Source organism: Patescibacteria group bacterium (genome assembly GCA_041661625.1).
Classification (GTDB): Bacteria; Patescibacteriota; Patescibacteriia; order JAHIZJ01; family JAHIZJ01; genus JBAZUB01.
On the sequence record JBAZUB010000001.1, the window covers coordinates 429,130 to 452,728 of the forward strand.

The window sequence follows — 23,599 nt, forward strand, 5'->3', positions numbered from 1 at the left end:
CTCTTTGTTTCATTATGGCAAATTCTGGAGATATTGTGAATCTCTAGCAAACGTAGGCGAGGATGCCTGCCCGCCATCGCTTCGCTCAGGCGTAGCAGGCGGGGCCATCCTCGCCTACGGAACATTTATTACTCACCTTCTTCCTCCAATTCCTCCATGATCTTCTTCACTTTCTTCGAAGCGTGTTGGGGAACGCGAATTGACACCGTGACTAATTGATCACCCCGGCCGCGGCTGTTTAACTTTGGCACGCCGCGTTCCTTGAGTTTGAAGACGCGACCCGATGGCGTTCCGGCTGGGATTTTTAAATCTACTTCGCCGTCAATCGTCTCGACTGACACAGTGCCGCCCAGTACCGCCGTAGAAATCGTAATTTCGGCTGCGGTGCGAATAGTGTCGCGTTCGCGCGCAAACCTCGGATCGGTCCCGACTCTGATGCGCAAAAACAAATCGCCCGCCGACGCGCCATGCTGCCCGGCTTCACCCTGGCCGGACAGTCGAATCGTCTGGCCATCGTCTATGCCCGCCGGTATTTTTACTTCCAGCTTCTGGTGGTCACGGATAATCCCCTGGCCATGACATTGATGGCAGGGCTCGACCGGTATCTTGCCCACTCCGGCGCATTTGGGACAGATACCCCGGGTGCGAATTTGTCCTAAGACAGTGTTTTGTAAACGTTCCACTTGACCCGTACCGCCGCACTGGGAACATGATTCGATTTTCGTCCCCGGTTCGGCGGTGTTGCCGCGGCAACGGGAACAAGTCACTGTTTTCTGCAGGTTCAGAGTTTTGTTGGTGCCAAAAACAGCTTCCCGGAAATCCAATTCGATCGCGGCTTCCACATCGTTCCCGCTGTAATCCGTGGCTTGGCGCCGACTGCGTCCGCCCATGCCAAACAGATCGCCGAAGATGTCGCCGATATCGCCGAAACCCATGTCCTCGAAATTGACATTGGTACTGTAGCCGGATGATGCGCCCTGCTGCCGGGCGAAGTCCTGCCAATTAAAACCCTGCGATCCATCGTAATTGCGCCCAAACTGGTCATATTTGGCGCGCTTGTCTTTATTCGACAATGTTTGGTAGGCCTCGTTGACCTCTTTGAATTTTGCCTCATCACCGCCCTGTTTGTCGGGGTGGTGTTGATGCGCCATCTTGCGATAAGCTGTCTTGATCTCGGCTTCGGTGGCGGTTTTGGGTACGCCTAATGTCTCGTAGTAATCTTTGGCCATATATTAATCCAGTACCAGCGTTTCGATCGGAGCGGATTCTTCTTTGATGTGATAGAAACCCATCCAACGCATGCTCGTAAATATTATCCGGGCAAACATTATGGTAATAATAACGAATACAAAATTGAATATCTGGAGAATGAAAAACAAACCCAGTGCCAATAACGGCGGAACCAGGTATATGAACGGGCCGAACAAGTCTTGGTACTTCTGGGCCACCGCCCGCTCTAGCACCGAACCGATCGCCTCTTGGCTGCCGGCTTGAATATTGAACTGGCGGGCGATTTCATTCCGCGCCACATCAATCTGCTGTCCAATCATACTCGACTGGAGCTCGGCGAACTTTTCGGTTAACAATCGGGGATTTTTCTTAACCTGGTCCAGGAAATCGGCCGGCAGCTGCGCCCTGAGCTGATCTTCTGAAATGGTATCAATCTGCTGGTTGAGCTTATTGATATCGACGCCTAACCAGCCCGGCACGCTGTCCGATACCTCGGTTTTGACGTCTTCGGTGGCCGGTAGATCAGTTACGACCGCCGCGCCCGCCGGTTTGGCTTGCTGGCTGCCTTTGATCGCGACCAAGAATAGAAATTCGTTGACGGTCATATTGGGATCGTATCCCGGCAGCTGTGTAATCAAATATTGATTTACTCGATTTACCGTTATTTTCGAGAGTGACTCGCTGGGATCGAGCTGTGATTCGCCCGAACGGATGCTGACCGAGTAGAAGCAAAACGAAATGGCCAGCAACAAGGCGATCAAGCCCAGACTGACGCCGGATCGCATATACTTGTGAATCGATGCTTTGCGCCGTTCGCGTTTTTCTTCCCGGATGCGCGCCGCCAGCTGGCTCAGTCCCAGCGCCCAAATAACCATCGCCACGAGCGAATAGACATTGAACCCCACCACTATCAAGCCCGCCACCGCTAATACCAATGACAATATCAAGCCCCAAATCGCTTTTGGCGCCAAGACGGTCAGTGCGCCGAAAACCGCGTAAGCCGCGAAAAACAACAGCAGCGAACCGATGAACGGTGTCAGGATGCTGATTGACGGCACGGAGATTTCAAAATGCAGCCGGGTAAAGGCATCTTTGATCAACAGCCAGCCCCCGATGGTCAGCAGTACAGCCAGGCCGCACAGCACCAGCAGCTTGATAGCCTCTTTTTGTTTCATAGTTGAATAGTAGTCTTAGGCGGTTTGAAAGCCGATCGGCTCGGGCGCTTTGGCCGGTTCGATCTTGCCGAACTGATTTTCATATTTACCCAGATTGTCCTGGAGCGCCTCGATAATCCGCTTCATGTGACCCGGTGAGATTATCACCCTTCCATTGACGATGCCGGCGCCCTGATGCGGGTAGATATTCATGAAATCAATGGTAAATTCCTCCTTTGAGTGTACCACTGACATGGCGTTGGCGTACACCCCGCGCATGACGTCATCGGTCACTTTGATCTGAATCTGGCGTTGAGATTGGTTGTCCATATTATCGATATTTAATAATAACCCTTGACCTGTGGATAACTCTCGTGTATACTCTCTAGTGCACTTTATCGCTCTTTTTCCACAAATCCCTTTGGATCGGTACGATTGGACACCTTTTTACGATTAGGTAATCAATCGTACTGATTCAATGATTTGTGGGAGGTACGGGCTAACCAGGGCATCAACGCGATACTTTACCCAATTCGCACCCAGAACTGACAAGGTCGATGGAGATCGGCTGGAATCAGACGCGTTGACACTCTAGGCCTGTACCTCTCGCCAGTTTGGTGGGGCTCGCATGGTTGTATGTGTCGCGGCGATATCGTTGCGGTGGCCACTGGTTCGACACACGGCACCGGCGTTTCGTCCGATACGGCTTCCGTGCGGCCCCTACCCTTTTCCCGCCCTTTGCGTGGGTTACGCATGCTATTGGGGCTCGAGAATGACGACTACATTTGTATCCTACCCCCCGAGGAGTAGTCTCGGTCTCCTGTCACAATCGTGCAACCCGCGCCCAGCCACAATCCCCCCGGAGTGTGGTTTTTCTTTTTGAAAAGGGCTCTGAACACACACGAGCTGTAGTGCCGAAAATATTTCGGAGTCTTCTATCCACGCTAGCCGGTTTCTCACAGCGGGCCCGGTCACCCGAGCCAGCGGGTTATTTCCACCAACCCGTAGGCGAGGATAATCATCCTCGCCTACGTTAAATTAAATTATCTATTTCTTATCTTGTACTTCACCCTCAACCGGTCCCTCGTCCTTTTTGGGCGCTTCGGTGGCACCGGCTCCGGGTTGAGCTCCATCTGCGGGCTGACCGGGTTGCTGATTGCCATACATCGCCTGGCCGATCTTCTGAATGGCTTGGGAAAGTTCCTGGGTGGCCCTATCGATGGCGGCTTTGTCGTCACCATCTTTGACTTTCTTCACCGCGTCGATCTTGGATTGGATGTCTTTCTTGTCATCGTCCTTGACCTTGTCACCGGCTTCACGCAGGGCTTTTTCGGAAGTGTAGATGAGCGTATCGGCCATATTACGCACTTCGATCAATTCTTTCTTGGTCTTGTCATCGGCGGCGTGCGCTTCGGCTTCTTTTTTCATCTTTTCAATCTCGTCTTTGGACAAGCTGGTCGTGGCCTGGATAGTGATCTTCTGTTCTTTGCTGGTTGCCTTATCCTTAGCCGTGACGCTCAAGATACCGTCAGCATCGATATCAAAGGTGACTTCCACCTGCGGAACACCGCGCGGTGCCGGTGGGATGCCATCGAGAATAAACCGGCCCAGAGCTTTATTGTCGGCGGCCATTTGTCGTTCACCTTGCAGGACGTGGATTTCAACCGAGGTTTGATTGTCGGCCGCGGTCGAGAAGACCTGCGACTTGGCAGTCGGGATCGTGGTATTGCGTTCGATCAACGGAGTCATGACACCGCCGAGAGTTTCCAGGCCAAGTGTTAGCGGGGTGACGTCTAGCAATAGCACGTCGCGCACTTCGCCCTGGAGCACGCCGGCTTGAACAGCCGCGCCTACGGCAACGACTTCGTCCGGGTTCACGCCCAGGTGCGGTTTCTTGCCGAAGTATTTTTCGACCGTCTGCACCACCAAGGGCATGCGGGTCATGCCACCGACCATCACAACTTCCTGTATATCCGAAGTGGACAGTTTGGCGTCGGCTAAAGCCTTTTTTACCGGCTCCAGCGTGGCGGTGATTAAGTCACCAACCAACTCTTCCAGCTTGGCTCGAGTTAGTTTCAGTACCAAGTGCTTCGGACCCGAAGCGTCAGTGGTGATAAACGGCTGGTTGATCTCCGTTTCGGTCGTGGTCGACAGTTCGTGTTTGGCTTTTTCAGCCGACTCTTTCAGCCGCTGTAGAGCCATCGGATCGTTACCCAAGTCGATGCCTTGGTCTTTTTTAAATTCAGTGATGATCCAATCAATGATCCGCTTGTCGAAGTCATCCCCGCCTAGGTGGGTATCACCATTGGTGGATAGCACCTGAACGGTGTCCGAGGCGACTTCCAGGATCGAGATATCAAACGTACCACCGCCCAGGTCATAGACCGCGATTTTTTCATCTTTCTTCTTATCGAAGCCGTAAGCCAGCGCGGCCGCCGTCGGCTCGTTGATGATCCGCTTGACGTTCAAGCCGGCAATTTGTCCGGCGTCTTTCGTAGCCTGTCGTTGGGCATCGTCAAAGTAGGCCGGAACGGTAATCACCGCGTCGGTGATCGTCTCGCCCAGTTTGGCTTCGGCGTCGGCTTTTAGTTTCTGCAAAATCATGGCTGAGATCTGCTGGGGCGTATAATCCTGGCCGTTCATGTCCACGACCACACCCTCACCCGACTGCTTGATCTTGTACGGCAGCGTTTTCAAGTCGCGCTGTACTTCCGCGTCATCGAACCGGCGGCCAATCAGCCGTTTGATAGAAAATATCGTGTTCTGGTGATTAGTCACGGCCTGGCGGCGGGCAGTCATGCCGACCATCCGTTCGTTGCTCTTGGAAATCGCCACTACTGACGGCGTTGTGCGGGCGCCTTCGCGATTTTCCAGCACCTTCGGCTCGCCGCCTTCGATCACGGCCATCGCTGAATTTGTCGTACCCAGGTCAATTCCGAGTGTTTTTGCCATTGTGAGTTCTCCTTATTTACATTAGTGAATTACTTTTTTAAACGAATGATCTGTCGATGACCCAGCGCATTATCCCACAATGGGTCGAATGCGCTGGAAGTATCGCTAGACTATCCTTAGTTCTTCTTCACGACCTTAATATCGATCGTTTTGGGCTTGGCGTGTTCCGCTTTGGGAATGACCACTTTGAGCACACCGTCTTCAAACTTGGCGTCGGCTTTGTCTGATTGCACCGACGTCGGCAGTGCCACCGCCCGGTGGAATGATCCCATCCGTACTTCCCGGCGGTAGTATTCCTTATCATCAATCTCGGATTTATGCTCTACTTTGCCTTCGATCGTCAATACGTCGTTTTCGATCGAGAGCGTGACGTCTTCGGCTTTCAAACCCGGCAAGGGCGCCTCAATGACCACGTCATTTTTAGTCTGATAGACGTCAACCGCGGGCATCATGCCGCCGCGCGCCATTGGAGCGGCGTTGCCGAACCAGCGCTCGAGCTCGTCCCACGGTTCTACTAATGGTTGCCATTTGATGATTGACATATGTTTACTCAATTAATAATTAAGAATTTATGTATTATTAACTATTAACTTCTAATTCTTTTCTCGTTCTCCTCCCCCTTTCACTATTTGTTAATTGTTATTTGTTGGTTTACTATTCGGCGACTTTAACCTTGGCCGGTTGTAAAACCTGCTCGTACATTCTGAAACCGGGCTTCACTTTTTCAACGATGGTGCCACTGGGCTGATCGCCCTTTACCGTACCAACGGCTTCGTGTTGCTCGGGGTCGAACTTTTCCCCAACGGTCGGGATTTCTTTAACGCCGCAATTAGCCAGTAGCGCGTCCAAATTGGTTTGAATATGCCGGATGCCTTTAACCCAATCAGAATCCTTTAGATCATCTGGTAAATGCCTGAAAGCCTCCTGAAAATGTCCCACCAAAGGCAGCAGTTCGTGGATCAACGCTGCATTGGCGTATTTAACGAACTCCATCTGCTGCTTGTCCGTTTCCTTTCGCAGATTGGCATAGTCGGCTTTGGCCCGCTTCCAGCCGTTGAGATACTCCTCGGCTTGTTGGCGGCATTGAGCCAATTCTGAAACGGGATTAACCGGCTGGTTATTATCTGGTACATCTTTAACGGGTTCGTCGTGACTGTGAGTCATACCAATATTATTATCGTTTAAGTAAGTGTTGAACATAGCGCAGCAAACCTTTTTGTTCGCCATAAGCCATCCGCACCGGACCTAGGATGCCCATCACTCCTCCGCCCTGTCGGTCATATTGGCACCGGGTTAACAGTACGCCGCAGTTCCGCCCGAACGGGTTGCGCTGACCGACCAGGATTCGAATATCGTCATCCACCTGGTCATAAATATCGGACATTACTTCGTCTAGCCGGTCAATAATCTCAGAAAAATTGTAGACCACGTCTCGCTCGGCAAACTCCGGTTGTTTGAAAAGATTCGACAGTCCGGTGTAGTAGAAGTCCCGCGCCGAAAAGCCTACGATGACCGCTTCGGCTGACACTTCCGCCATTGCCTTAGCGGCTAAACGTACGCGCTCTTCGCCGCCCCGAGCCGGTTTGACGGCTTTTTCCAGCTGGCTTTGATCGGTAGCGGTGGGCTGCTTTTCTTTCAGGAAGTAATGCACGTAATATTCGTAGCCCCGCGGTGTCGGCACTCGACCGGCGGAAGTGTGGGGTTGTTCGATCAGGCCCGTCTCTTCCAGCCTGGCCATATCATTGCGCACCGTAGCCGAGCTGACATCGGACAGGTATTTTTCCACGATAATCTGGGAACCGACCGGCCGCGACGTTCGGATATGTTCATTGACAATCGCCAGTAACAAGGTTTTTTCGCGGTCAGTTATCATAAGTGGGGATATTTAGCACTCACACAATTCGAGTGCTAATTGCATAATAATACAACATAAATCAGGTGTCAAGAGATAGAAAGACAAGTAAAAAGTAATAAACGACAAGTAGCGCAGTTCTGTTCGAGTACACTGCATTATAAGCAAATTAGCTCACAAAGTGAGCCTCTATCCTTCTTACTTCTTACTTGTTATTTGTTACTTCCTGCCCAGTACCTCGTGATAATAGGCCTCAATCCGATCGGTCACCTTGGGCCAGGAATATTGCCGGGCGGTTTGACAGCCTTGTTTGCCTAGCCGTTGGCGCAGTTCCGTATCACGCAACAATTCGATTATCTTTTCCGCCAAATGCAGCGGTTTTTCTTTTGGTACCAAAAACCCCTCTTGGCCATTGTTTAGCACCGTGTTGTAACCGGTAATATTCGAAGCGACAATCGGCACGCCGGCTGCCATTGCCTCTAGAAGTACAATCCCAAAACTTTCGCCTTCGGTGGCTGGCGCAATGAATAAATCGGCTGTGGCAAAATAGCTAGGCAGAATCGCCGCCGGCACAAAGCCTTCAAAAATTACCCGATCCCGAATCTCGTCCATGACAAAAGTCCGGTAATACTCCTTAAGCGCTCCCCCGCCGACTACGATCAGACGGACTTTCGGAACCGCCGCGGCGACGATCGGCATGGCTTTGAGCAGATATTTTAATCCCTTGCGTGGATCCAGCCGACCGACAAACACAATGTTGAGCGAACCATCCTGATATTGTTCCAATTTTCCGACATCTGGACGAAATCGCTCGGTGTCAACCCCATTGGGTATCACCCGATAATCACCCGGGTAGTACTTATTGAAGAAATCCCGGGCCGGCGCCGAAACCGCGATCCGTCCGGACAAACGCTGGAATATCTTCATGGTAAAGTGCTGCAGGATCTCGAAACCCAGTGATGAATCCATGTAGGTATGAAAAGTACCGATCTTGGGCGCGATGAATGTCTTGGTGGCGACCAGCGGCAGGATTGGGTCAACCGGCGAGTGAATGTGCACCAGATCGAATTTCTTTTCCCGCTCCAAGTCGCGCAATTGCTCGGCCAGCCGAAAACCGAAGGTGACATTACAAAAAGCTCCGTTGCTGGGCAGGGTCACATCGAATCCCACTCGACGGACTCGGTGGCTGTCGTATTGCTTATCGTCACGGTTAAAATTTGCGGTGATTATCGTCACTTCATGGCCGCGTTTTTCCAGCTCGACCGCCGTGTGATGAACATGCTCCGTGACGCCACCGTGAATGGGGAAATAGGCTTGAGTTACAATGCCAATACGCATATAGTCAAACACAAAGAATCGGTACTTTGATCATTGTACCTTAGTTTCCATTTCAAGTAAATTACAGTGTTTATTAGGTTTTTGACTAATCTAACGTTGAACGGTAGAATAGCCGCAACGGCAGGACTGGAAACAATATGCCGGTTTTGTTTAATCTGCGAAATCACAAATCAAAGCGCAAGGCGTTACGAAACCGAAGCACTCTCGCAGAGTGGAGGTTATGGGAGTGTTTGCGACACAGTCAATTTTGTGGGTATAAATTTCGTCGACAGCAAGGGATTGGAAAGTATGTTTTAGACTTTTATTGTCCAAAACTTAAGCTAGCAATCGAAGTTGATGGAGCAACACATAGTACACCGAGGGAAAGGGCATATGATCAAAAAAGACAACAATGGTTAGAGTCTTTGGGCATACAAGTAATACGTTTTACGAACCAAGACGTGTTTGAAGGTTTGGATAATGTGTTGGTAAAATTGAAGGAAGTGTGCGCTGAGAGGGAACAACTCCTCAACCACCCCTAAGCCCCTCCTTGGTAAAGGAGGGGAACGTTCTACAATGCTCTGAGCGAAGGCGAAGAGCACCCGTACATCTCCCCTCCTCTCGGAGGAGGGGGTGGGGGTGGTTGCGATTGGCTGAAGTAACAACCGCCCCCCGTTCTAATTACCAAGAGAATATCTATAAATCTAGCGTATTTATCAAACGGCCCTCTCCTTAGAGAAGGAGGAGGCAGATGATTAGTAACGCTTCCCGATGATTTTGCTACAAGGCTAATGAGTATAGGGGGCGGTTGAGATTTCAAGCCCCTATACTTTGCTTCCATGATATAACTATTGCGCAAACACCAGGCGGTCTTTCTGCTTCCGGATCGGCGCCCAGACAAATCGGCCGGTGCTGGTTTCCAGGTAGGCGGCTTTGAGATAGCGGCGGCCGACCAGATTAGCTATTAGAGTGCCTACTTTTGCGGCATCACTGGCGGCCATCTGGAGCCGTTCTTCCAGCAGTTGTTGCAGCCAAAGGCTATAAAACAATGGATCGGCCGGTTGCTTGGTGAATTGATTTTCTGCCTCCGGTCCATACTGCCCGCGTAGCCAGTCACGAAACCCACCATCGGTCTCAATTAGCGTGAAAAGGTCCTGCGTTTTGGCTAACACAATCAACATGGCAATAACCCGGGCCCGGTCGGCCTGGGCGATAGCCGTACCCATTTCAACTCGTACGTCAAACTTCCCGCCGCCAATAGCCGATAATATTTTTTGTTCCGCATCGGCGATCGCCTGGCGCATGGCCGGATTCTGCTCGTAAAGTTCCACCACTTGCTGGCTGCCGATTTTAGTCGGTGGTTTCTTTTCGGTAGTGGCTATGGGCGCTGTCGTTGGTACCGGAGTAGAGACGGCTGGCACTACGCCTTTTAAAATCCGGTCAATTTGGCTCAGTTCCTGTGATAACTTGGCGTGTTCCTTGCCAGTGCTGACTAATTGACCGCCCAGAATCTCGCCTACCTCGCCTTCATTGTCGTATGGCACTGCAGCTTCATAACCTTCGATCGTATCGGATGGCAGTTTCAATTTTTCGACTAGCTGAATTAATGCGTTGATTCTTTCCCGGCTCACCCCGGATAACGATCGGGTATTATTACCGCTTACCAGATAATCGGAAAGTTTGATTGGATCGATCGGTTGAGTGCCTAGCGCGATTTGCAGATCCATCAGCCAATTTTTGACCGTGCCTTTTTGACCTACGCCATCTTTAATGACTCCTTCGTCGGTGATCGATTCCTCGTTTTGCCGCAAAGCACTAAGAATGTCCGCCTTCAACTTCGTCCGAGCTTCGATGCTTAATAGACTAACCAGCCGGCGGCGCAGTTTCTCCCAGACTACATACTCGGGTATCTCATAGGTCAGCGCAAAATGTTTTTGGAATAATTCAATAATCTGGGTCGGCTCATGCTGCTCCAGGCCCAGCCATCGGAACTTGTAGTACAAATCCTCGTAATCATGGCCCATCGGATTGCTGGTGATCTCGGGCTGGAGTTCAGCCAGTCTTTTTATCAGATTGGCGTACCCCAGCGCCTCCACGGATAAATCTTGTGCCGCTACGATTTCAAAATCACGCCGCATTTCTTCCAGAGTGGCGACATTGGATAGCTGGGGTATACCCCGATTAGTGTTGGTGTTATCGTTTGGATTCATAGTTTTTTATGGGCTGGGGGGAGGCGGAAGTTCTTTATTAATTTGGTCCAGTTTATCGGATATACTGGTCTCGCCAGTCTGATAACCCGACAGCGCGTCAACAAATTTTTGATATGCGCCCTTATCTTCATCTCTGATCAGGCTGGTTAACTTGATATCGCCTAAAACTTTCATATTGTCCGGGGTGGTCATTTTACCGGCTAGCTTGCCGTTAAATTGGCCGCTCTTCAAAAGCTGCGCCAGACGTTTGAATTCTTTGGCCACCTCGCGGATCGCGATGGCATTCAGCCGGTCACCGTCAAACATGCCCTTATCATTCCCCTTCATGTAATTGTTGCGGATATTCTTATCACGCGCTTTCGCCACCTTAGTTTGCTGGTCGGCTCGAGAACGATAGAAGTACTCCCCGTCCGGCCGCATGCCAATGGAACCGGCTAAATGTGACTGGTCGTTGCTCTCGGCGATGTCCTGCATCTCGCTGGTAAAGGCGTCAGCTGTCCGCCTTGACACTCTCAGCTTCTTGACCACCACTTCATTCATGAACGCCTGCAGGCCATCGGCTCCCTCCTTCAGTTTCGTGCCACGAGCAATCATTGGCGTATCGTTCTCCAACAATCCCTTCCGGTCGGCCAGGCTCATTCCCTGGAATTCTTTTTCGCCAATCAGCCGGCCATCCTTACGTTTGTAATAATTATCGGTCGCGGTGGTGCTGTTGACCAAGTCGTCCTGATTTTTAGTTTCAAAGGCTTTCTTGATCACACCCATGGCTTCAATCGGGTTGCCGCTACTGATCGCCTTGTCCAATAACACACGCTGTCGATCACCATCGCTGGTACCGACTTTTTTGGCTTCTTCATCAATCGCCGATCGACGTTTCTGATCGGCATAATAGTCGTTTGGTTTCCATTGACTGATGCGCTCCAGCCCGGCTGTGAGCCCCGCTACTTCGGCTTGCACTTTTGCGCGTTGCTGAGTTACGGCGAGCAATTGAGGGTTGGCGGCAATTTCTTCATTGCGCAGATCTGTCATCGCCTGTTTATTGGCATCAGCCTGTTTTATCGTGCCGCCGCTGCGAGTTATAATATCGGACGCACGATCTTGCACCTCTTGGTCGCTTGGTTTCCATTGCCGCAGATTGGTTGACAATCGGCCTTCCTCCGCCTGCAACTGGCTTAGTTGGTCAGTCTTTTTGCCCAGATTCTTTTTATTGACACCCATGGCGTTCTGTTTATCGGGGCCAAAGGCTCTCCGAATGCCCTTATGGTAAAACAAGCCCTGGGCATATTGGCTGACCAGCGACGGCGCGGTAGCGCCTAGTATCGGGCTCCAGACGTGACCCTTGGCCAGCCGTTCTTCCGCGTGCATCGCCATATCGCGCTCTTCGCGTTTTCGCTTTTCGCCATAGCCGGTGGTAATATTCTTCCAAGCCGCGAACGGACTCAGGTTTATACCCTTGCCAACTCCCCCAAAAGGCATTCCCCCTGACGCCATTTTACGATTCAACCAGCCGGCGCCGGTCTTCGGACTCTTGGCGATCCAGCCGGCGGCACTGCTGGCTTTATTGTACGCCGCCACACCCATGCCACCACCCAGCGTCTTTATCTGCTGGGCAGCCATGCTGGCGGCAAATAGCATCCCGACCGCTAGGATAAAACTCAATAAATTGTCAGACGATGAAATGTCGGACACGGCAGCGGCAAATTTCCCCGTATTCGAAGTATCGGTGGTGCTGTTAACTACCGTGGTAGATCCGGTACCGCCGGGAGCTAGCTGCTTGCCCACCTGGCCCGGATTGATGCTGATAACGAGCATGGCTAGCCATAGAAAAAACGCCACCAGCGGCCCTACCACCAAATAATCACCAAACATCTTCCACCAGGTCGTCGCAGCCTTCTTCAATACACCTATGGTTTCACCCAGGTATGCCACGGGCGATAGGACTACCAGTATCCACAGTACAATAATACGGCCCAAGAGGATAAATAACAGCATCAGTACGGCTCCCAGCATCAGTGCAATGAGTACTAAACCCAACAGCAAGGCACCGGCTGTATCGATGAAATTTGAACCGGATATGCTATTGCCGAATTTCAATATTTTTTCCAGGCCGACGCCGGTTGTTAGGTTGGCGGCGGCGTAACCCTTGAAGGCGTTAACAAACGAGATCATAATCACCTGGGCGATGTCGATCAGGAAGCCGCAGATACTCTTGGAAAAGTTGATCAGTATGGCCATCAAGATAAACTTGGGCAACATGCGCCGATAATGGTAGCTGTCAATTCTCAAGACCGTCCCCCAAGCGATCAGCAGCAATACGATCACCAGCAAAAGATTGCAAACGTCCCGCGCCACCTGCCAGCCCTGCTGTACTGCCGTGGCTTTGGTAAAATTATTGAATTGCGCGATTTGAACCATGATGCCGATCAGTACCACCAGCAGCTTGCCAAACAGCGATATAATGCTGAATAGAAAGTGGGAAAATATTTCCGCAATTTTTCCGCCAATCGCTGTGCCGCCGGTAATGGCCGCTTCTTCCTGTGCTTTTGTCATGCCAGCAGGAGGATTGCCATCCGGCAACGCTAGGGCGGGATGGACCACGGCAAAAGCTATCCCAAAGCCAACTACCAACAATATCACCACCGGCAACCAGCGGGAACGGCAGACTCGATTAAATGTTGAGCGCAGTTTCATGTAGTTAGAGCGTCACAGTTATACGGCCCTGATAAACACTGGAGCAATATCCCGGCGCGCCGCCGCACTGCGCGGTCGCGTTGACCGCGTTGCAGTGTTTGAAGTCATTGGCGCCGGAACCGCGGCAAACACCCTCGCAGACACCCCCAGGACAATCGCCGTCGCCGGAGCAATTCTTATTATTGTTAGCACCGCCGGTGCAGTAGCCACTGCCTTTTTCCCAGTTGTCTTCGATCCAAACCCTGACCGTGTAAGGTCCGCCCGCTCCAGAATAATCGTGCAGCATCAGATGCGGATCGGTCGGCTGTTCTTTGGCGAAGATGCCGGGGGTAAACTTGATCGTGTCCGGCGTCGTACCGTCACCCCAGTCGACATTGATCCATCTGACCGGCAGTTGCTCCAAATTAACCGTGGTGTTGAATTGCAGCGATGCGGTGCCGCCGCCATTGGGAATCGTTATATCACCCTGGCTGCGGGCGTTGATCTTGATATTAAATACGGCTGGCTGCACCCAGCAGAAATCATTGGGGAAGCTGGTTTCGTTGGGACGGACGTCAAACAGACCGCAGACACCGCCCGGACAGCGGCACTGGTTCATATTATTAAAGTCGCTGGTAATCTGGGAATATATCGGATTAGTCGACAAAGCGGGCAGATACGACTGCTCCAATGGACCTACGGTACCTTCCTGTAAATTACACCATTTATCTCGATCTGCTTGTGCCGGGGCGGCTGCGGAACAGTCCTGCGAATCGCGGATACCGCCAGCGCATGTTTGAGCGGCACAATAACCAAATGGCACACCGAGCTCATTAACACAGTCTGTAGCTGGTCCCCCGACTCGGCAAGGCGTACCGGTAGTCATATTGGGCACGACCGTATCGTCCATACACACGCCATTGAAAGCCGTGCACGCGCCAGCCGCGGTCGTTCCTAAACAGGCCGCATCCGAAGCGCAGGCGCCGGCTTCGTTGATGCCTCCATTGACGCAGATCGCCGTAACGCACTGTCCCTGAGCCCAGCAATCAGCGTTACCATTGGCTATATTACACGCCACACCGTCGCGCAGGCCATCAACCGTGCCGGTACAGGAACCATTGCTGCATGTTCCGACATTGTCGAAACAGCTGGTTGTATCACTTAGCCCGGTACAGGCTACCCCTTCTTTTGAACCGCCGCCGACACAGAAAAAGTCCGAGCAGAGACCGTCAACACAAGCTGACACATCGCAATTCCCGCCCGTCAGACTGCATCGTTGGCTTTCGACGCAAGTCCCGCCACCGCTACCACAATCGCAACGGGCGTTTTCCTTGAGACAAACATTGGCCGCTACAACGCAGGTATTCGCACCACCGCATTTTGCCGCTTGATTGGCTGCCGAGCAAAGAATGCCTCCATCATTGCTGCATACGCCCTGCGCACAGAAGGCTCCGGCGCCTGGGCAGGCGCACTGGCCTATGGCCGGATTAACGCATTTGGATCCGGCGCTGCAGGTATAGCCGGGATCGCACGTGTCATTGCAAGTTGTCGACATGCTGTTCGAACAGCGATTCGAAGCGGCACTGCACCGCCCTGAAACAGGCTGGCAATTGTGCAATGGATTCGGCGCCACGCCGCAGGGACTATTGTCACCGCTGATGCAGAACACGCCGTCGCCGTTTCCATCGTCGTCCATATCGCAAGCCCAAGCGCAGCCCGCATCATTACCGCATTGCAGGTTGAGATCATTGGCGCAGAAAGTGTAGGCGGTACAGGTGCCACCATTGGGACAGTCGCATGTGCTGTTTGAATCATCCACGCATTTGTCTTCGCCGCCGCCGCGCGTACAGGTTTCCCCTGCGGAACAGACATTGGCCGGATTACATGCTTGCTGGTCAGTAACTCCGCCGCTGCACCGGTCTGTCACGCAGGAATCGCCCACTGCCGTGCAAGCCCCGAGGCCACAAGCTTGACCGTTCAACGCCCCCGAGGCGGCGTCGCACTTCATGCCCAGCGAACACACTTCTCCGCCCGGACAGCCGCAAGGCGAGCCATCATTAGTTCCGCCGACGCATTTTTTACTGCTGCATTGCCCATTGGCTACGTTGCACTCGGTGGCGTCGGCACAGGGATTACCGGCTAATTCGTTACCCGTGCAAATATTAGCGCTGGGCGTAATGCATTTTCCATCGCTCCAAATCCAAACTCCATACACATTGGTAAATAAACGCTGGAGCCGCTTCAGACCGACGCCTTTGCACTCGTTGGCCGTGCTGCCTCGAGCACAGTTACCGGGGACATACGCACCGGCGAATGTTTCCCGGGGGTAATAGCGCGTGGTAGCACCATATTGGCTGGTATCATCACACAAGTAAGCCGTCGATCTAGTCAGCCGCGGGGGGAATCCACTTGTCCAGCTGTAAACCGTTGTGCCATGTTTGCAGGCGTAGGGACTGCCGGCGCGCGCTTTGTTGGCCCAATCGGGTTCGTCAAAATATGACGGTATCCGCGGATTGGAGGGCTCCAATACATAAAGCGGTTGTTTTTCCGGTGGACTGGCATTGATACCATCGTAAATCGTCCCGCCCCAATTTTCATTGTATCGCGAGTTCCATGTGGCTGGATCGTTGATATCATTCTCGGTTCCGGATTGGAGCGGAGGAACAATACTGCCGTATGGATCCATATCAGCGGCTTTGGTATAGCCGATATCCCAGACGTTGTATGCTCCGACTCGAACCCGGTTATTCCAGGCCCGATTTTCGCCCAGCGGAGTAACGACTTGCCCAACCACGTCGCAGCGCCGGGCGATAATCTCTACCGCGCCCAGCCCGCCATCTTCCGCGCCCGATTCGTAGAATACATCACCCCCGTCCCACTGTGTCCAATAGCCGGGATGGTAGAACACTCTGCTACCTGGGTAACCGGGACAAACATCGTTTTTCGAAATACCATTAGGAATACAGAATAGTACGCACTTGTCATGCCGGCCGGTACGTTCGTTCTTCCAGCACTGTGTTTTCTGATAGCCGATCGGGCAACTGTAGTCCCCATTGGCAATACAGTCGTGGTCAAAACCGGTTTTCTGGAACGCGCGGCGGAATTCATAGATGCCTTCCTGGAGACATTGGTACATCGGAGCGGCTAAGCCTGGCTGGGGATCGCCGGTCAATGTCTCACTCTTGATCTTATCAACCGGCCACCACTGCAGGCACATGTTGCTGTTGCGCGGGTCATATTCCAGGCAGTAACCATACCAGCCTTTTTGCGAGATTTTTACGGCCGTGTTACTGCCATCATCATAAGCCATATATTCACAACTGGGAGCGTCCTCCTGGGGGTAAAGCCGACAGGAGCGCTGGACGGTCTGCGGATCGGTCGGCAGCTCAACCGGCTTCTGGGTCGATTTCTTTTCCAGTCCGGGCAGTATATTGACATTGTCCACATAAAACTCTTGATCTCCAGCGGTAACATTAACTAAACGTAAATAGACATCGCCGGAAACCGGACCGGTTCGATAGGATGAGTTCGGAGGCAGCACTACCCGCTGCCATTGATTGGTAGCTTGCACCCGGCCGACTTCGTTGCATACCGGTGCCGCTATCGGACCGTGGCAGAGTATCGCTGCCACCGCGACCGAACCGCCCGAATAAAGATCAAATGAGACCGTATAGAATGAATAAGATTTCACCTGGGTTTGCAGATTTATCTGGGCGCCCTGATTGACCGCCCCCTTGATATACAGCCCGTAGTCGGTGGCGCCAATGCCTGGTTTCTCCCTCGCCTCGACATAGTTAACTGGATTGGTTATAGGGTACCGCTCCCACGGGGTTATGGCGTGTGACGCTTGGTCGCCGAAACCGCTGTTTTCAATCGCAAATCCGGCCGACTCGCGCATAGCAGCGACGGGGTAATAACCGTGAACAACGTTGCAATTATTGTCGGCTCCCGGACACTGGTCGGGATAGGCGGAGCCCGGCCCAACCGTGCCACAGGTGCCGCCGGGACAGTCCGAGGCAATCCGGCACATGCCGAGATTGTTGATACCGCCAAAACAGACGCCATCGGAATAACAAAGATTGCCCGTAGCGGAACAGCCCCAAGTCAGACCAACGTGGCTATAGCCGGACATATTAGCCAGCTTATCGGTGCCGTCAGTCACCTGGCCCGGTTGGTGCGGATAAGTAATATCATAGGGATGGCTGTCGGGTCGGATTGATTGCAGCTTCACGTTGTCGGGCGGTTCACAGATATCGCCCGGCGGACAATCGGCTCCGGTCGTGCAAGTGGTAGCCGGCGCGTTGTGGCAATGCATGCCGGGGTGTTTGTAGCTTTCGGCTGGCAGGAGGCACTGGCCATTGTTGAGACAATCCGTGTTAATGCGGCAAGGCCGGACCGGATCGTTATCGCATTGCCCCTCGCCCACCGGCCGGGTACACTCACCGTTGGTACCGATCTGGCGGCAATTGCCCACCGACAAACATTTGCGTTCTTTTTGACCTTTGGCAGTGTCGGTATAGCTGCTGCGACAATACAGCCATTGATTGCAGGTGCGATCACGTTCCACTTTGATCACCGTATTGGAGTCGCAGCCGATGCCCGCCGCGGGATCACACCGGGTCGGTTCGTTGGTATTGTCGATATTGGCCCGGCTCAAGTCGCTGTCGAAGACTAGCCCATTGCTTGATGTCGTATCATTGAACAGTTCGCAGCCTTCATCGGGATTAACCAAACCGGCACAGCTGGCCTGGTCCACGCTTTCCTTGACGTAATAGTACGGCTGGCAGCCCGGCCGATATGTAGCCGCGGAATTAGGATATGGTTTGCACGATGCGTCAGTTCGATAGAACGCTCCCTGGGCGTCAAATTCGACCCGACAGGAAGCATTACATCCGGGGTATGGTATGCAGGTGTTATTACCGCCGCAGTCAGAATCTTCGTCGCAAATCAGAGCCAGGTTATTGCTGCAAACCCGCTGACTCAGCGACATGTTTGGCGCCGGTGACTGCGGATCCCGGAATTCGGAACAGCCGCTGGCTTCTTCCCGGCACTGGCCGACCCAGCTATATCCGCAGATTTGGTCGCCGCCGCACTGGGATTCCAAGTCGGCTGGAACAGCCTTATCGTTCATACAGTGTCCGCCCACCGAGCAATCGGAATCGCTGAGGCATTCTTTGGTGGCATCGTTATCGCAGTGATTCTTGGTCGCGCAAACTTTGGGAGCGCAATAGCCCGATCCTTCGTCATAGGTCTTACCGCAAGTAATATCAACTAACGCGTCGTCATTTGGGTCGGCATCACTGTCGCAAGTCCGTCCGGCGCGCGAACCGCCATAACAGATTTCAGTCGGCTGATAACATTTTCCATCGCCGCAGCCCAGCGTGGGATGATCTGAGTCAACCAACTGGCTGCAGTCTCCGCCGTCACGCGGACCGCCATAACATTTAGCACCGGCTTCAGGATTATCCCGGTCGTTCGGCCCGACACAGACCCGGGCCGGCATGGGATAGGCCTGATATGGCTGGCAAAAGGTGGGGCATACGTTATCAGTTTCACCATAACAAATTTGCCCAGCGTTGGGACCTCCGACGCAGGTATATTTTTCCACCGGGCAGAATTTATTGGTTCCTTTGATAAACCAGGTATCGTATGTCCGGCCGCCGACATTATTGCCGGTTTTGTATTCGCAGGTTTTCTCACCCGGCGTGCGGAAACTGAGCGTGGAACTGTTATTTATACCCGTTTGGTATTGGTCGCAATATAGGTGGCCATCATTGCACAGGCTGGAGGTGTAAATGTCGGGGTTGTTCTTGAGATATACTTTCTTGAATTCTTTGACTTGATCATCCAGCGTAATATTGGGTAAACCGTATTCGGTACAGCCCTTATCTTTGGCGGAGCAGCTGAAGCGTGAATCCACCACGATCGGCCGGACCGTGTCCTCCATCGTGGTGACGCTGCCCACCGTGCTCTGGAATGCGGTGGTAGAATTATGGGTATCGATCGCCGCCGTACAACCGACTTTGTCCAGCCGGCACAAACCGCTGAAGTTTTTTACATTCACGGTTTCATTAGCGCGGTTCTTATACGCCGTACAGCCGACTTCCGCATTGGGGCAGCTCTTGAATGTGCCGTATTTGAGATAAACATTGCCACTGGTTTCCCACACGATAATATTGTCGATATAGAAATTACCGGCTCCAAAAATCACAAACTGTTCGTCTGACGCCACTGTTACGTCATACTGAAGCGGGCCGAGCAGGTACCGATTCCACTGTCCGGTAGCCAGATCAGCCGTACCTGGGAATACTTGGTCGGGGTGACCGCCGCTCGGACTGCGATAACCGGCCTGGAGCGTGAGTGCCGCACCGGATGCCTTGGCCCAGAACTCAACCATATACGTCTTGCCCGACTCGGTCGTGTCATTGGCGGCATACGACATCTGTCCGTTCACCTTAGCCGACAGTCCTCCCGGTTTGATTGATTCCGTGCTGATTGTAACATTGGCTGGCGTATCCCAACCGGCGGTATCGCCGTCTTCGAACGTGTCTTCAATTATTTTACGAATATTATAACCCGTGCTGCCGCGATACTCTCGGCAGTTATTCTGATTGGCCGTACACTTCAGGCTCTGCGACGGAATAGAGTTATAAATCTGGCCATCCAGTGTATTGCGCAATGGATGACAGTCATCGGAACAACTGACCGTATTACTGTAGAGCCGCTTGAACGACGCACCAGTTGGGTTGTAAAAAGTATAACAGTCAGGATCGAGAGCTGGATCGCAATCGCCCGCCGCAGCAGGTTCTGTGTACGGTGCGCCACCGGCCGTTTGTTTTAACGATTCGGCGATTAGTTCCATGCCGTCAACATCGCTGCCTTCCCACCGATAGAACGTAAGACACTGCGCCGGATCGGGCTTGAGACACTGGCGGATATGCTTATAGTATTGAATAGCTTCACCGCCCCGGGCTTCTTCGTCGAGGTTGGTAAATTGTTCGCAGCCCACTCCCGCCGCTTCGCAGCTTTGACCAGAGGAAGCAATCAGATCAAATGCGTTCAGACCGCCTGTGGCTAGATCAAGATTAATTCCGTTGCGCGAGACCAAATTTAGACGCGCGCCATTGGTGACCGGCATCTGCTGGTATGATTTGCATCCGGCAAACTCGGCGGAACAGTAATCGTCTCCCCGAACAATACCGGGTACGCTGTCGCCCCTCTCGATCGGCTTATAAAGGTCGCAACCTATTTCATCGACGCGGCAGTCGAGCGACTTTCGAATCTGACGAACCGACACCTCGTCAAATCTACTGCCGTCAGCCAGTCGAACACGTACAAAGGCAGCATCGATATTATCGTTGCGAACACTGAAACTTATAAAATGCCAGCCCGAATTATTAGCACCGACAAACTGCGTACGTGGATCACCAGCCAGAGCACTGAGATTACACGCGCCACCAACTATCGTGTGATTCTCATCGAGACAATGAGTTCTAATCGGCGACGCTCCCGGTTCATAAACCCACGCACTAACATCGTATTCCTCTCCATAGGCTACGGTGACATCCTGAGTGCCTACTCCACCACTTCCGTCTGCTGCATAATTATCGTTGTAACCGACCGATGGTTCAGTGATAATAGCGGCGCCTTCCCAGCCATTAGCTTTGCCATCATATGGGATATCGTTATCGAAAGCGGATTTGTTGTAATAATCAGTTCCATTGTCAACACTGAACGTACCATTAGAAATAAGGTTCTCTGTTGTTTGGCGTTCGGTGATACCGCCGGCACCGTATTCCTGATAAGCCGTCACGTTACTGCCGACTTCTAACTGGACGTCGTCCAGATAGACGGTCTTACTGATATCTCCGCAGACCGGCTTGATCGTAACCGACAGACGGGTTTGAGCGGCTGGTACGCCAGCCACTTTGCCCGAAACACTAACCCGCTGCCAGTCGCCGCCGGTTAATGGTACGTTATTCGATGCGCCACTGGCATCCAGTGATATCCGGCAACCGGCCGGGCCCTTGGCATAGACGGACAGCGAATATTCCTGGTTTAATATTGGCGCTCCGGTCTCAATCGAATACGTCAGCGTGTTAGCGTCGTTGACACCCATGGAATAAACTCCCGAGTAGGGCTGCGAAACGGCGATAACATTACCCGCAATCTGCCAATCCCAGTGATCGGCTGGCGGGAACATCGTATACGTGTCGGCAATTAAATCGTCGGGCTGTCCGGTAAAAGTCTCAAAACTGGAGTTGGCGGCCAGGTTGGTGCCGGCCGCGATCGGCAGGTACTGATTACAGCCCTTGCCGCCGGCTTCGCATTTCTCCACGCCGTTGTCGAAGTTGCGTTTGCTGCCGGCGGCCTGATTGAGATCGACGCTGCAATCAAAATCTTCAATGTTGGTATCGTTGGTCGCGCAGTACCAGCGGCAACCGGCGTTGTCGGCCGTACAGCCCAGGCCATCGGTCGTGGATTGATTGTAGGACACTGTTTTGCTGTCCGGACCGCGGAAAGTCGTACAGGTGTTCTGGTATGGCTCACATTGATTACCCTTGAAATGCCAGATGGGCCGTTCCTCGCTGCAATAGCCATAGAAGCGGCAGGTGCCGTCCGGATTTTCATCGATGCAGGTTCGAACGTCGCCGCAGTAGGTATTCGACCGGGTGACAATGCGCACCGGCACATCGTTCGTATCAATCGTGCCGTCGCCATTCGTATCTTTGACACGCATGTACTGTTCGTTGACTAGCTGCTCGCCGGACCCCTCCTTGGCACAATAAGCTTCCGGCGATACCAGCACCCAATTTGGATCGATCAAATGGTAAAAAGGATTCGTCACCATCACGCCGGCATCGTTTGGTATCTGCACTTTGTCGTAGATATCCACCAGCTCCTTGATGCCATAGTTTTTAGCGGGAACGTGAAAGTTTTTCAAGTACAGCGCCGTAGTTTCCCAGAGCGAAGGCACGATTCGATATTTTCTCAATATCACCAAACTGCGGTAGGGATAGCCGCTGTTGTATTCCGGCTCCTGGCCGGTGGCATCGTAGCCGAACGTGCGCGTGCCCTCAAGATATCCCAGGTCAATCGCCTGCTTGACGGTCAGGTGCTGGTCGATCGCCGCCCGAAAACGATCGTCGATCACGCAGTTTTCCGGCTGGCGATCTTTAACATTTGACGGACAGTTGGACAATACGTTAAGAATATCCAACGCACCCGGCGTCTGAAAATCCGGTTTGGCCAGCTCGATTAATTGCTGTTTGGCTGCGGCCACGCCGCCGCTGCCAGCGCCGTTCATTCCGCCTGGCGTTGATATGCCCTTGTCCTTCAGCAAAGACAGCCATTTGCTCAATAGCGTATTGCCGAACAATTTTAGCGCGTCGCCGTACGGATTGCCCGTGTAGGTAAAATACTGTTGAATGCTGGACCAGAGCGGCACCTGGGCAATTTGGAGCGTCATTTCGGGCGGGCTCTTGGCATCGCCGGTGATAGTCGCCTTGGATGAAAGAAAGTCGGTATTCCGCTGGATGAATTTGGCCAATTCTTCGGCATCGCTTTTCTTCTGCAGCGCCGTCGAGCTGATGGTCATAAACGCGCCCAGCTCGCTGGACTCCGGATTGAAGTTCTTCTGAAAGTCAATCATGTCCGAGATGGTCATCTGACCGATCCGGTCAAAGTTAGCTAGAATGCCATTCGGTCCATTAAGCGGGCAGGACGGTTTGGGCGGTTCCATGGCCCGGCGCGCCATGACGTTCAGCTTGATGGTTGTCTGCGGATTGAATGTACAGAGATTGATGCCCGTAAAGTCTTTGGAAATGCTGTTGAGAAAGTCGCCGACCGCTCCCTCGCCGGTGTCGCGCAGGTAGGTGCCCCAATTTCTGATGGTCAGCGGTTTCTGTCCCCGCTCACCGGTGGCGATCCAGACGGCGGTATCATAGGCCATCCGATTCAAGAATTGGGAAATGACCTGACGATAAGCCGCCGAACTGGCCTTAACCAGAGCGGACTGCACCTTCTGCCACAGACTCTGCTTTTCGGTAGAAATGTCGGTAGCAACAACCACCGGACTCACAACTTCAACTGGGATAGCACGCGCCACAAAACCGAACCATAGGGTGCCGGTCAGAGTCAGCGCGACGCCAAAACCAACCAGGGCGTAGCGGGCTTTGTGATTTTTTTGGTTGGGTGGGTTCGTGCCGAACATA

The 23,599-nt window shown here is 52.8% G+C and carries 12 protein-coding genes; 1 reads left to right on the plus strand and 11 read right to left on the minus strand.

The features are described 5' to 3' along the window. Positions 1-128: 128 nt before the first annotated feature. The 8 genes from dnaJ to WC734_02245 all read right to left on the minus strand — a co-directional run bounded on the left by dnaJ (position 129) and on the right by WC734_02245 (position 8,538). The gene (gene dnaJ, locus WC734_02210) at positions 129-1,229 is read right to left on the minus strand and encodes a molecular chaperone DnaJ (GenBank protein ID MFA6197951.1); all 1,101 of its coding nucleotides are present in this window, start codon (positions 1,227-1,229) and stop codon (positions 129-131) included. Between the two features lie 3 nt (positions 1,230-1,232). Beyond that, the gene (locus WC734_02215) at positions 1,233-2,405 is read right to left on the minus strand and encodes a hypothetical protein (GenBank protein ID MFA6197952.1); all 1,173 of its coding nucleotides are present in this window, start codon (positions 2,403-2,405) and stop codon (positions 1,233-1,235) included. 15 nt (positions 2,406-2,420) lie between these two features. Next, the gene (locus WC734_02220; GenBank protein ID MFA6197953.1) at positions 2,421-2,714 is read right to left on the minus strand and encodes a DUF3467 domain-containing protein; all 294 of its coding nucleotides are present in this window, start codon (positions 2,712-2,714) and stop codon (positions 2,421-2,423) included. Between the two features lie 717 nt (positions 2,715-3,431). Then, entirely contained in the window at positions 3,432-5,336 is a 1,905-nt protein-coding gene (gene dnaK / locus WC734_02225; GenBank protein MFA6197954.1) for a molecular chaperone DnaK, read from the minus strand. Positions 5,337-5,452: 116 nt separating this feature from the next. Continuing rightward, a complete protein-coding gene (locus tag WC734_02230; GenBank protein ID MFA6197955.1) occupies positions 5,453-5,878 on the minus strand; it encodes an Hsp20/alpha crystallin family protein in 426 nt (141 codons plus the stop codon). A gap of 112 nt (positions 5,879-5,990) precedes the next feature. Further along, complete coding sequence (locus WC734_02235) at positions 5,991-6,500, minus strand: nucleotide exchange factor GrpE (GenBank protein MFA6197956.1); 510 nt, start codon at positions 6,498-6,500, stop codon at positions 5,991-5,993. A 10-nt stretch (positions 6,501-6,510) separates the two neighbouring features. Then, entirely contained in the window at positions 6,511-7,209 is a 699-nt protein-coding gene (locus WC734_02240) for a hypothetical protein (protein ID MFA6197957.1), read from the minus strand. Positions 7,210-7,407: 198 nt separating this feature from the next. Further along, on the minus strand, positions 7,408-8,538 hold the full coding sequence (locus WC734_02245; GenBank protein ID MFA6197958.1) for a glycosyltransferase family 4 protein: 1,131 nt from the start codon (positions 8,536-8,538) through the stop codon (positions 7,408-7,410). A 125-nt stretch (positions 8,539-8,663) separates the two neighbouring features. Here WC734_02245 and WC734_02250 point away from each other — a divergent pair, with 125 nt between their 5' ends. Beyond that, entirely contained in the window at positions 8,664-9,047 is a 384-nt protein-coding gene (locus tag WC734_02250) for an endonuclease domain-containing protein (protein MFA6197959.1), read from the plus strand. Positions 9,048-9,353: 306 nt separating this feature from the next. On the opposite strand, the gene WC734_02255 is transcribed toward WC734_02250, so the two are convergent. From WC734_02255 to WC734_02265, 3 genes are read right to left on the minus strand one after another with little or no spacing between them, the layout of a single operon-like run. Then, positions 9,354-10,715 (minus strand): hypothetical protein, encoded by a 1,362-nt coding sequence (locus WC734_02255; GenBank protein ID MFA6197960.1) that lies wholly within the window; start codon positions 10,713-10,715, stop codon positions 9,354-9,356. A gap of 6 nt (positions 10,716-10,721) precedes the next feature. After that, positions 10,722-13,406: a hypothetical protein gene (locus tag WC734_02260; GenBank protein ID MFA6197961.1), complete on the minus strand. Its 2,685-nt coding sequence runs from the start codon at positions 13,404-13,406 to the stop codon at positions 10,722-10,724. A 4-nt stretch (positions 13,407-13,410) separates the two neighbouring features. After that, positions 13,411-23,598: a carbohydrate binding domain-containing protein gene (locus tag WC734_02265; GenBank protein MFA6197962.1), complete on the minus strand. Its 10,188-nt coding sequence runs from the start codon at positions 23,596-23,598 to the stop codon at positions 13,411-13,413. Position 23,599 lies beyond the last annotated feature (1 nt).

Coding starts and splice junctions, on each gene's coding strand:
- WC734_02230 (MFA6197955.1), bottom strand. CDS start 5,878: ATGTCAATCATCAAATGGCAACCATTAGTAGAACCGTGGGACGAGCTC.
- WC734_02265 (MFA6197962.1), bottom strand. CDS start 23,598: ATGTTCGGCACGAACCCACCCAACCAAAAAAATCACAAAGCCCGCTAC.
- dnaJ (MFA6197951.1), bottom strand. CDS start 1,229: ATGGCCAAAGATTACTACGAGACATTAGGCGTACCCAAAACCGCCACC.
- WC734_02260 (MFA6197961.1), bottom strand. CDS start 13,406: ATGAAACTGCGCTCAACATTTAATCGAGTCTGCCGTTCCCGCTGGTTG.
- WC734_02240 (MFA6197957.1), bottom strand. CDS start 7,209: ATGATAACTGACCGCGAAAAAACCTTGTTACTGGCGATTGTCAATGAA.
- dnaK (MFA6197954.1), bottom strand. CDS start 5,336: ATGGCAAAAACACTCGGAATTGACCTGGGTACGACAAATTCAGCGATG.
- WC734_02255 (MFA6197960.1), bottom strand. CDS start 10,715: ATGAATCCAAACGATAACACCAACACTAATCGGGGTATACCCCAGCTA.
- WC734_02215 (MFA6197952.1), bottom strand. CDS start 2,405: ATGAAACAAAAAGAGGCTATCAAGCTGCTGGTGCTGTGCGGCCTGGCT.
- WC734_02220 (MFA6197953.1), bottom strand. CDS start 2,714: ATGGACAACCAATCTCAACGCCAGATTCAGATCAAAGTGACCGATGAC.
- WC734_02235 (MFA6197956.1), bottom strand. CDS start 6,500: ATGACTCACAGTCACGACGAACCCGTTAAAGATGTACCAGATAATAAC.
- WC734_02250 (MFA6197959.1), top strand. CDS start 8,664: ATGCCGGTTTTGTTTAATCTGCGAAATCACAAATCAAAGCGCAAGGCG.